Origin of the sequence: Fructilactobacillus florum 8D (assembly GCF_000512295.1) — a bacterium.
Lineage (GTDB): Bacteria > Bacillota > Bacilli > Lactobacillales > Lactobacillaceae > Fructilactobacillus > Fructilactobacillus florum.
In genome coordinates this window covers 88,296-98,412 of sequence record NZ_ALXG01000038.1, presented here as the reverse complement: position 1 = coordinate 98,412, position 10,117 = coordinate 88,296, and the positions used below count along the sequence as shown (strand labels likewise).

The window sequence follows — 10,117 nt, the reverse complement described above, 5'->3', positions numbered from 1 at the left end:
CTGTCTGTCTGTCTGTCTGTCTGTCTGTCTTCATTATTTTAGACCTCTTAATTATCCAATAACGGTTATTTTCGATAATTCTATTATATAATTAACCTATAGCAAATTGAATCTTATTTTTTACTACGCCGTAAACTTCTATAATAAAAACAGGGAGGTTTCATCATGGAATACTATCAATTACAAAATGGCATGCAACTACCAAAAATTGGATTTGGAACCTATAAATTAACTGGGACTAACGGAGCTCGGGCGATTACAACCGCGATTAACAACGGTTATCGACTCATAGATAGTGCTTACAACTATGAAAATGAGGGAGCCCTCGGCGTAGCGCTTCAAAATGCTGATATAGCACGCTCCCAGCTTACCATTACTTCCAAACTCCCTGGACGGTATTATCACCGTGACCAAGCTATCACTGCTATTCAAGAATCACTCTACCGTAGCCGGCTGGATTATTTTGACTTATACCTGCTACACTGGCCCAATCCTAAGAGAGATCAGTACGTCGAAGCATGGCAAGCCCTGCTGGATGCCCAAAAATTTGGACTAGTCCGTGCCGTTGGAGTCTGTAACTTCCTGCCAGAACATCTTGACCGGCTCCAACAAGCAACTGGCGTGCTCCCCCAAATCAACCAAATTGAACTTCATCCTTATTTTAACCAGGCTCCGCAACGTGCTTATGATGAACAGCATCAAATTCTCACCCAGGCCTGGAGTCCGCTGGGACGAGCCAGTGTTATGTTACAAGACCCGGTCTTAAACCAAATCGCTGATAAATATAAAGTTAGCGTGGCGCAAATAATACTACGCTGGGATCTACAGCTAGGGGTGCTTCCGATTCCCAAGGCAATCCATTCAAGCAGACAACTAACTAATCTGGACATTTTTAGTTTTACGCTTACCCCAGACGACATGGAGCGGATTAATCAACTTAGCAAACCAGATGGACGCACTCACCAACAGGATCCTGCTAGCTACGAAGAATTTTAAAGCTTACCAAAGATTAGCAAAGTGCTAGTCTTTTTTTATACAAAAAAACGTCTTATCGTATAGATAGGACGTTTTACAAATATTGATACAAAAGTACTCTTTAACGTTTTTTGAATGATTGTTTGATCCGAGCAGCTTTTCCTTGCCGGTCGCGCAGGTAGTAAAGTTTCGAACGACGAACCTTACCGTGGCGAATAACCTCGACTTTATCAACTCGTGGTGAGTTAACAGGAAAAATCCGCTCAACTCCAATCCCATTACTGATCTTACGAACCGTATAGGTAGCTTGGATACCGGCCCCACGACGTTTGATTACAACCCCCGTGAAATCCTGTAACCGTTCATTGTCACCTTCGACCACTTTAACGGAAACCGTTACAGTATCTCCAGCTCGAAAATCAGGAATATCAGAACGAAGCTGTGCTTGGTTAATCTTTTCGATTAATTGATTCTGGCGCATATTCTCTTCTCCTAACTAGCATTCTTATCTTCACGACAGCGGAATACTGTTGATTTTAGTTTTACAACTAAACACAATAATATCATATTAAAAATCTAAACGCAAAGATCTTACAAATTTTCTGCTCTAATTTCTGCTAAAAATCGTTTTGCTTGTTCAGACAACTGTTGTTCGTGGATTAGATCTGGACGCTTCAAGTAGGTTTTTCGGATAGATTCTTTAAGTCGCCAAGCGGCAATTTTCTGATGATCACCGCTTCGTAATACTGCTGGAACCTCCTGCCCACGGAAAACTGCTGGTCTAGTATATTGTGGTGCCTCCAACAATGATTGTGAAAATGAATCATCAGCCGCCGACTGTTCATTCCCCAAAACTCCCGGCAACAATCGACAGATGGCATCAATCATTACCAGAGTTGGCAACTCACCACCCGTTAAAACATAATCACCAATTGAATATTCATCAGTGACAACTTGCTTAATGCGCTCATCGTATCCTTCGTAATGACCACACAAGAAGGTTAAATGGTCTTCTTGGGCTAACTCTGCTGCCGCCTGCTGATCAAAGCGTTTTCCACCAGGATCCGTTAAAATTACCCGGCCGGTTGAATAGCCTTCATGCTCAGCTGTCTCCTGCGTGCTGACCACCGCATCACAAATTGGTTGCGGTTGTAAAAGCATGCCAGCTCCACCTCCGTAAGGCGTATCATCAACATTATGGTGTTTATTAGTCGAGAAATCACGAAAATTAGTGATTGCCACCCGTAGTAAATCACGATCTAGCGCCTTACCTAAGATGGAATCATGCAGAGGACCGTTTAACATCTCTGGAAAAAGGCTTAAAATATCGATTTTCATTATTCTAATCCTTCTAATAAATCAACCACAATCCGACTTTGCTCCAAATCGACCTGTTTAATTACCTGATCAATTTTTGGTAACAGCAAGTCTGATTGATCAGGGCGTTCTACAACCCAGACATCATTGGGACCTAGATCCAAAATTTCTTTGACCTGCCCCAGCTTCCGATTATTTAAATCATAGACTGGTAATCCAATAATTTGATGATAGTAATAAGCCCCTGGCTCTAATTCGTCGTTGGCCTGCTGATCCATACGGATCTTTAAGAGTGCTGGCTTTAAAAACTCAACATCATTGATGGAATCATACCCAGAAAAATGGAGGATTACAAGCTGCTTATGCCGACGCATTCCATCAATTTGCAGTACTACCGGTTTGCCCTGTTTAGGAAAAGCTGTCACTTCGGCCCCAATTTGAAACCGTTGTGCAACAAAATCCGTAATTACTTGGACTCGAACTTCGCCGCGTAAACCCTGTGTATTTACGATTTCGCCAATTTCAAGATATTTCATTTGTTCACCTATCTCAAAAAACTCCCACTAAAACCTAGGTTTATGTGAGAGTTTTTGCTATTTACCATCATTAATGATTAATTTTACGCGCTTATCATCTTGTACGTGAACACTATAAACCAGTGCTCGTACCGTTTGTGCGACTCGCCCATGTTTCCCGATTACTCGGCCGACATCCTTAGGATTGGTTGACAGAATAAATTCGTGAAACTCAGGTGATTCCCGATGGCGAATGTTAACTTCGTCAGGAAATTTAACCAATGGTTTAACGATTGTCATTATTAAATTATCAAAATTTATCATGATTAATTATTTCTTGCTTGCGAGTTTAGCCTCATGAAGTTGTTTCATGATTCCCGCTTTCGATAAAATGTTACGCACCGTATCGGATGGTTGCGCACCCTTTTGTAACCAATCCATAATCGAATCAGCCTTCAAAGTAACCTGTTCGGTCTCTTTTAGTGGGTTGTAAGTCCCAACATTTTCAATAAAACGACCATCACGAGGACTCCGTGAATCGGCTACCACGATTCGATAAAATGGGTTTTTCTTTGATCCCATACGTTTTAAACGAATTTTTACTGACATTCTTGCCACCTCCTATCAAATTTCTTCACGCTCATAATTTTAACAGGCTTTTACCCCAATGTAAAGGTTTTTTCTTTACAGGTTATTTTTTGCGTTTCTTAGTTCGTTTGCGCTTGTTTTTTTTGATTTTTCGACTCATGCGTTTCATCGCTAAATTGGAAAGTTTTCCCATCCCCTTACTCATCCCAGTTGCATTCATCATTTGTTCCATGCCACCCATGTTTCCATTTGAAACCTGGTTCATCATTTTTTTCATTTCATTGAACTGCTTGATCAGCCGGTTAACGGTTTGAATTGGTTGCGCCGAACCGCGAGCAATTCGACGACGCCGAGACGGGTTCAAGAGATCAGGATTCTCACGTTCCTGGTTAGTCATCGAATAGATAATTGCCTTGATTTTGTCAAGCTCATGCGGATCCATGTCAACATTTTTCAAGGCGGGATTATTTGCCATTCCTGGAATCATCCCGATCAGGTCTTTAATCGATCCCATGCGCTGCAACTGTTCAAGTTGATCGACAAAGTCATCAAAATCAAAAGAATTCTCTTTGATTTTTTCATTTAGCTGGCGGGCTTTCTTTTCGTCAATCGTCTGCTGCGTCTTTTCGACTAACGAAAGCACATCACCCATTCCTAAAATTCGTGAAGCCATTCGGTCAGGATGGAAAACATCCAAATCAGCTAACTTTTCTCCCTGTCCGGTATATAAAATTGGTTTGCCTGTGACCGCTTTGATTGAAAGTGCTGCACCACCACGGGTATCACCATCTAATTTAGTTAAAATTACCCCCGTAATATCGAGCGCGTCGTTAAAACCTTCTGCTGTCTGAACCGCATTTTGTCCAGTCATTGCATCAACGACCAGTAAGGTATCCGTTGGGTGAACAGCTGCTTTAATCTTTTTCAATTCATCCATCAATGAATCATCAATTTGTAACCGACCCGCGGTATCAATAAAAACGTAGTCATTGTGATTAGCCTGAGCTGCTTTAACCCCATCAATAGCAATCTGAACCGGATCAACATCCGTCCCCTCAGCAAAAACGGGAACATCAATTTGCGCTCCCACTTGTTGCAGTTGCTCGATGGCAGCGGGTCGATAAACATCGGCTGCAATCAGTAATGGTCGTGCTTGCTTTTCTTGTTTTAGTTTTCGCGCTAATTTCCCAACGGTGGTCGTTTTACCGGCTCCTTGCAATCCAGCCATCATCACAATGGTTGGAATCTTGGGTGCCGTGGTCAATTCAGTGGTCGCTCCCCCCATCATTTCCGTCAATTGTTCATCGACAATTTTAATGATTTGTTGTCCGGGGTTTAATCCCTCTAAAACATTTTCTCCGTTGGCCTGCTCTTCAACCTGTTTTACAAATTTTCGAACCACCGCAAAGTTTACATCAGCATCAAGCAATGCTAGACGGACTTCCCGCATCGTACTTCGCAAATCTGCTTCGCTAATTTTACCCTTGCCGCGTAGATTCCTAAAGGCGGTTTGTAATCGCTCGCTTAATCCTTCGAATGCCATGGTTGTCTCCTACTCCTCATCAATTTTTTCTAATTGTTTAATCAATGGAATCACCCGGGAACTCACAGTTGAATCTACGTCGATTTCCCGTTGTAACTGGTCTAGAATCTGGCTACGTGCCTGAAATTTAGCATACAAATGCATTTTAGTCTCATAGTCTTCTAACGTTTGTTCGGTTCGTCGCAGATTATCATAAACTGCCTGCCGGCTAACCGCAAAATTTTCAGAAATTTCTCCAAGCGACAAATCATCAGCATAATATTGGCTCACATAGGCAGCTTGTTTTGCTGTTAATAGTGGTCCGTAAAATTCATATAGTGCATTAATCCGATTATCTTTGGCTAACTTAACATCAAATTGTTCACTATTCATGGGTTGGTTCCTTTAATAATCCTTTAAACAAACCATCAACAAATTCCTGGGGATCAAAAGGTTGCAGGTCTGAAACTCCTTCTCCAAGCCCAACGTATTTAACGGGAATTCCTAGTTCGCTCTTAATGGCTAAGATAATCCCACCGCGAGCCGTCCCGTCAAGCTTAGTCAGCACAATTCCAGTAATTTTTGCAACTCCTTGAAATTGTTCGGCCTGTGATAATGCATTTTGCCCAATAGTGGCATCAATTACCAGTAAAACTTCTTGTGGAGCCGTAGGAATCTCACGTTGAATAATCTTATTCATTTTAGCCAATTCGTTCATCAGGTTAACCTTGTTTTGCAACCGACCAGCCGTATCAACAAACAAAATGTCATAGTGTTCGCGTTTAGCCCGTTCCACTGCATCATACACCACAGAAGCTGGATCACTTCCCTCAGGCTTTTTCACAATATCAACTTGGTCACGACGAGCCCATTCATCCAATTGTTCAATTGCTCCCGCTCGAAAGGTGTCAGCCGCTGCGACTAGTACTTTTTTACCAGCTACGCGATATTGATTTGCCAATTTCCCGATTGTCGTCGTCTTGCCAGCACCATTCACCCCAATCAACAAAATCACTGTTGGACCATCAGGATTTAACGTTAATTCCTGCTGTCTGGCGGTAGAATCGTCATACATTTCAATTAGCTTCTCAACGATAAAGTTTTGAACCGCTGCCGGTTGCTTAAGATTGTTTAACTTAACAGCGTCACGTAATTCATCGCTAATTTGAGTTGACATCTTTACGCCAACATCTGCTTGAATCAGGGTATCTTCTAAGTCATCAAAAAATGACTCATCAACTGAGCGAAAACTGGCAAACAACCGATTTAGCTGTTGACCAAAAGCAGACCGCGATTTTGAAAGACCGTGCTCATAGGTTTTTTCTGTTGTTTTCGGTTTACTTTCACTTTGACTCTCAACTACGCTAGAACTTTCGCTAGTACTTTGACTGGTAGTTTGGCTACTCTGTGATCCGAAAGTACTTTGGCTAGTCGCCGAACTAAGCTTTTCACTAGATTGAGCTGCGGTCTTAGAATCAGATTCTGCAGGAGCTGTAACTTCAGTACTCGTTGATTTTGTCGTACTGACACTGTCAGCTTCACTTTCTGATGATACTGGTGTGCCCTGGCTCTTGGAATCAGCTTCAACTGGCTGTTCTTGCTGTGTGACCGTGCTATTTTTTTTCTTAAAAATATCAAACAATCCCATTATCATTGCTCCTTATTTAGTTACTACCCTTCAGATCAACCGCTACTAGTTTGGAAACTCCTGAATCCTGCATTGTAACTCCATACAACTGGTCAGCATAAATCATCGTTTCTTTCCGATGAGTAATTACAATAAATTGTGTGCGGGCTTTAAGTTGTTTCATATAGCGCGCAAACCGATCAACATTAGCTGGATCGAGTGCCGATTCTGCCTCGTCCAGAATTACAAACGGTACAGCTCGAACTCGGATAATCGCAAATAATAGTGCCAGTGCTGTGAGCGATTTTTCACCACCCGACAATAAATTAAGACTCCGAAAACGTTTCCCCGGAGGTTGAACCTTAATATCAATGCCAGTGGTTAACATTTCAGTTGGGTTTTCTAATACTAATCGGGCCTCTCCGCCCCCAAACATCTCACGAAAAACCTGACTAAACTCCTGTGCCACCGCAATAAAGGTTGCTTTGAATTTTTCCTTAACGGTTTGATCCATCTTATTCATAACTGACAGTAATTTTTGTCGAGCAACTAACAAATCATCAAGCTGGGACTGCATAAAATCCATCCGTTTTTTAGTTTCACGAAAAGCTTGGATTGCCCCTAGGTTAACTGGTTCAAGCTCCGTCAGGCGAGTTTTCAATTGCTTAATTTTAGTGGTCAGTTGTGTTGAATCAACCTGTTTGGTTGGCAATTCGTCCATTTTCTGCGATAACTCTGTTTGCTGTTCGTGGAGAGCTTGAAGTCGCTGCTTGGTTTCTTTCAATTGCTGCGTCTGTTGTTGTCTTTGTTCCCCGGTCTGTAACAGAAGCTGCTGTTGTTGATCGATCGTTTTCTCTAAATCATGTTCTTGTGCTTGTAGCATTTCGATGGTAGCTTTTCCCTGCTTAAGTTGCACTCCAAGGTCAGTAATCACCTGCTGAAGTTTAGCAATTTGGGGATCTGGCGTTGCTCTAATTTGTTCGAGCTCCTTCGTCAAATCCTGTAAGCGACGTTGTAAATTATGTTGCTGTTGTTGCTGCGCTTGTTGTTGCTGAGTTCGTTGTTGTTGGTCGTGCTCCAACTGACGGAAACGCTCCTGGGCTAGCATCAGCTGTTGTTTAGTTGTATTTAATTGAGCTTGTTGTTCAGCTAACGCCGTCCGCTTGGTACTCAACTGCTGCTGTTGTTCTTTAGTCAAGGACTGCTGTTTTAGCTGCTGCTCCTTTAAATCATTGATTTCTAAAACCAGCTGAGCGCGTTGGCTGGTTGCCTGGTCCGTTGTTGTTTGATTCTGTAATAACAATTTTACCGCTTGATAGTCGCGCTTTTGTTGCTGAACTAACTGTTGCTGCTGAACCACGGCAGCTTTGGCAATCTCAACCTCCGACCGTAATTTGACAGCCGCTTGGAATTTGGCTTCTCGAGTTTCTTGCCATTGTTGCTGGCGAGTTTGAAATGCTGTTAGGTCAGTTTCAGCTTGGCGAACTGCCGTTTGTAATGTTTGCGTCTGCTGCTGCAATTGCTGGAGTTGTTCCCGTTGCTGCAATAAACCCGTTGTTTTTTGCTGATTTTTTCCACCAGTAATTGAGCCCCCCGCATTAACAACATCACCGTTCAAACTAACCACGCGATAGCGGTGTTCAATTGCTTTGCTGATACTGGTGGCTTGGGCCAAGTCCGTTGCAATAATTACGTTCCCAAGTAAATGTTGCTTTACTTGGTTTAAATCTGCTGGCATGTCGACTAGATCGCTTGCTACTCCGACAAACCCCGGCTGTTTCTGTAATTTACGAGCAACAGTAGGAGCTAATAAACGAACTCGCAGTGCATTTTTAGGTAATACGGTTGCTCGTCCTTGATGTTCTCGATTTAGAAACCGAATGGCAGCTTGGGCAGCTGCAACATCGGCAACAATTACTTGCTGCAGGGCACTTCCAAGTGCCGTTTCCATTGCTGTAACGTACTGCTTGGGGACCTTGAGAAAATCAGTTACAATGCCTAAAACCCCGGGCAGCTGAGTCCGATGTGCTAACAGACTCCTAGTTCCTCGATAAAGATTCTTATGACCAGTAACAATTGATTGTAAATTTTGTGACTGAGCCCGCTGTTGTTGAAACTCCTGCTGCTTAGCCAGAAGCTGTTGTTCTAACCGTTGTTGTTCATGTACCCATGAATCACGTTGTGTCTCTAGTTCTGCAAGCTGAGTTTCTTCAGTTTGTAGTTGCTGACGTAGTTTACTGTGCGCCTGTACTTTATCCTGATAGTTACTGTGCGCCTGCTGCAGTTTTTCTTTAACTAAAGCAAGCTTCTGGGTCTGAGCTTTGTGGTTTGCAGCATCCTGCTGTGCTGCTTTATCTAGACTTTGTAACTCATTTTCCTTCTTGGTCAGCGTTTGCATGATTACAATGTAAGCTTGCTGAGTATCTGCTAATTTTTGTTCCAAGTGCTTAATCTGTTGCGGTTGGAGCTGTTGTTGCTGCGCAGTCACCTTGCCCTTCAAATGCTCTAGCTCCTGCTGTTGCTGCTGAGATTGTACCTGTTGTTGCTGTCGCACTGCTTGAACCTGCTCCAACTGTTGCTTACTAGTTGCTACTGCATCTTGTAACTCGGCTTGTTGTTTTGATAAAAATTGACGCCGTTGGTGGCGTAAGCGTTGCTGACTTTGTGCTTCTTCAACTAACTTGGTTTCTGCCAACTGTTGTTGATGTAAATCATCCAAATGCTGTTGGTGGTCGCTGGCTTGTTCGGATAGCGTTTGTTTTTGTAGCTGAAGCTTTTTTACGTCAGCAACAAGTTGATTTTGCTGGTGCTCGGTCATCTTTGTCTGTGCTTGTAACTGTCGTTGCTGTTGTTCTACCGCCGAAGTAGCAACTTGTAATTGCTGATATTGCAGTTTTCGCAACTCGTGTTGTTGTTGCAGATATATTGCTGCCGTCGCCTGTTGCTTTTCAAGAGGACCCAATTGTTTTTGTAGCTCATTCACAATATCTGTAATGCGATCCACGTTCGCCTGGGTTTCTGCTAGTCGATTTTTAGATTCTTGTTTTTGTTTTTTATATCGATAAACACCAGCAGCCGTCTCAATTACCGCCCGGCGCTGATTCAAGTTCTCATCTAAAATTGCATCGACATTTCCCTGTGAAATAATTGAAAGAGAGCCCTCTCCCAGACCAGTATCTAACAGCAGTTGGTTAATTTCGCGGAGCAAACACTCGCGATTATTAAGTAAATAAATACTTTCCCCACTACGATAATATTTTCTAGTAATTTTTACTTCGGAAAAATCTGATTGCAACCAGTGAGTAGAGTTATCAAACAGCAAGCTGACCTCAGCTCGATTCAAGGGATGACGATTTTTTGAACCAGAAAAAATGACATCCTTCATCCGATTACTACGCATGCTTTTAACCGACTGTTCGCCTAGTGCCCAACGAACTGCTTCAATGATATTGCTCTTACCACTACCATTTGGACCTACAACCCCCGTCAGTCCTGCCTCAAAATTAATGGTGGTTGGGTCCGCAAAGGACTTAAATCCGGCAATTTGAATTGATTTTAATTTCAAAATAAATT

The 10,117-nt window shown here is 42.6% G+C and carries 10 protein-coding genes; 1 reads left to right on the top strand and 9 read right to left on the bottom strand.

The window, feature by feature from the left end:
• Positions 1–165 precede the first annotated feature (165 nt).
• Positions 166–996 carry an aldo/keto reductase gene (locus tag B808_RS04915; RefSeq protein ID WP_035422261.1) on the top strand — a complete coding sequence of 277 codons (831 nt, stop codon included), beginning with the start codon at positions 166–168 and terminating at the stop codon, positions 994–996.
• Between the two features lie 100 nt (positions 997–1,096).
• On the opposite strand, the gene rplS is transcribed toward B808_RS04915, so the two are convergent.
• The 9 genes from rplS to smc form a co-directional block, all read right to left on the bottom strand.
• Positions 1,097–1,456, bottom strand: coding sequence for a 50S ribosomal protein L19 (rplS, locus tag B808_RS04910; protein ID WP_009166640.1), 360 nt, complete (start codon positions 1,454–1,456; stop codon positions 1,097–1,099).
• Positions 1,457–1,566: 110 nt separating this feature from the next.
• Positions 1,567–2,313, bottom strand: coding sequence for a tRNA (guanosine(37)-N1)-methyltransferase TrmD (trmD, locus tag B808_RS04905; RefSeq protein ID WP_035422259.1), 747 nt, complete (start codon positions 2,311–2,313; stop codon positions 1,567–1,569).
• Entirely contained in the window at positions 2,313–2,828 is a 516-nt protein-coding gene (gene rimM / locus B808_RS04900) for a ribosome maturation factor RimM (protein WP_009166638.1), read from the bottom strand. The genes trmD and rimM overlap by 1 nt, the downstream gene beginning before the upstream one ends.
• A gap of 57 nt (positions 2,829–2,885) precedes the next feature.
• Entirely contained in the window at positions 2,886–3,131 is a 246-nt protein-coding gene (locus tag B808_RS04895) for a KH domain-containing protein (RefSeq protein WP_009166637.1), read from the bottom strand.
• Positions 3,132–3,137: 6 nt separating this feature from the next.
• Entirely contained in the window at positions 3,138–3,416 is a 279-nt protein-coding gene (gene rpsP, locus B808_RS04890; RefSeq protein WP_009166636.1) for a 30S ribosomal protein S16, read from the bottom strand.
• An 82-nt stretch (positions 3,417–3,498) separates the two neighbouring features.
• Positions 3,499–4,938, bottom strand: a complete 1,440-nt coding sequence (gene ffh / locus B808_RS04885; protein WP_009166635.1) for a signal recognition particle protein — start codon at positions 4,936–4,938, stop codon at positions 3,499–3,501.
• Positions 4,939–4,947: 9 nt separating this feature from the next.
• Positions 4,948–5,310, bottom strand: a complete 363-nt coding sequence (locus B808_RS04880; protein WP_009166634.1) for a putative DNA-binding protein — start codon at positions 5,308–5,310, stop codon at positions 4,948–4,950.
• Positions 5,303–6,565 (bottom strand): signal recognition particle-docking protein FtsY, encoded by a 1,263-nt coding sequence (gene ftsY, locus B808_RS04875; RefSeq protein WP_009166633.1) that lies wholly within the window; start codon positions 6,563–6,565, stop codon positions 5,303–5,305. The genes B808_RS04880 and ftsY overlap by 8 nt, the downstream gene beginning before the upstream one ends.
• A 16-nt stretch (positions 6,566–6,581) precedes the next feature.
• Complete coding sequence (gene smc / locus B808_RS04870) at positions 6,582–10,109, bottom strand: chromosome segregation protein SMC (protein ID WP_035422256.1); 3,528 nt, start codon at positions 10,107–10,109, stop codon at positions 6,582–6,584.
• Between the last annotated feature and the right edge of the window lie 8 nt (positions 10,110–10,117).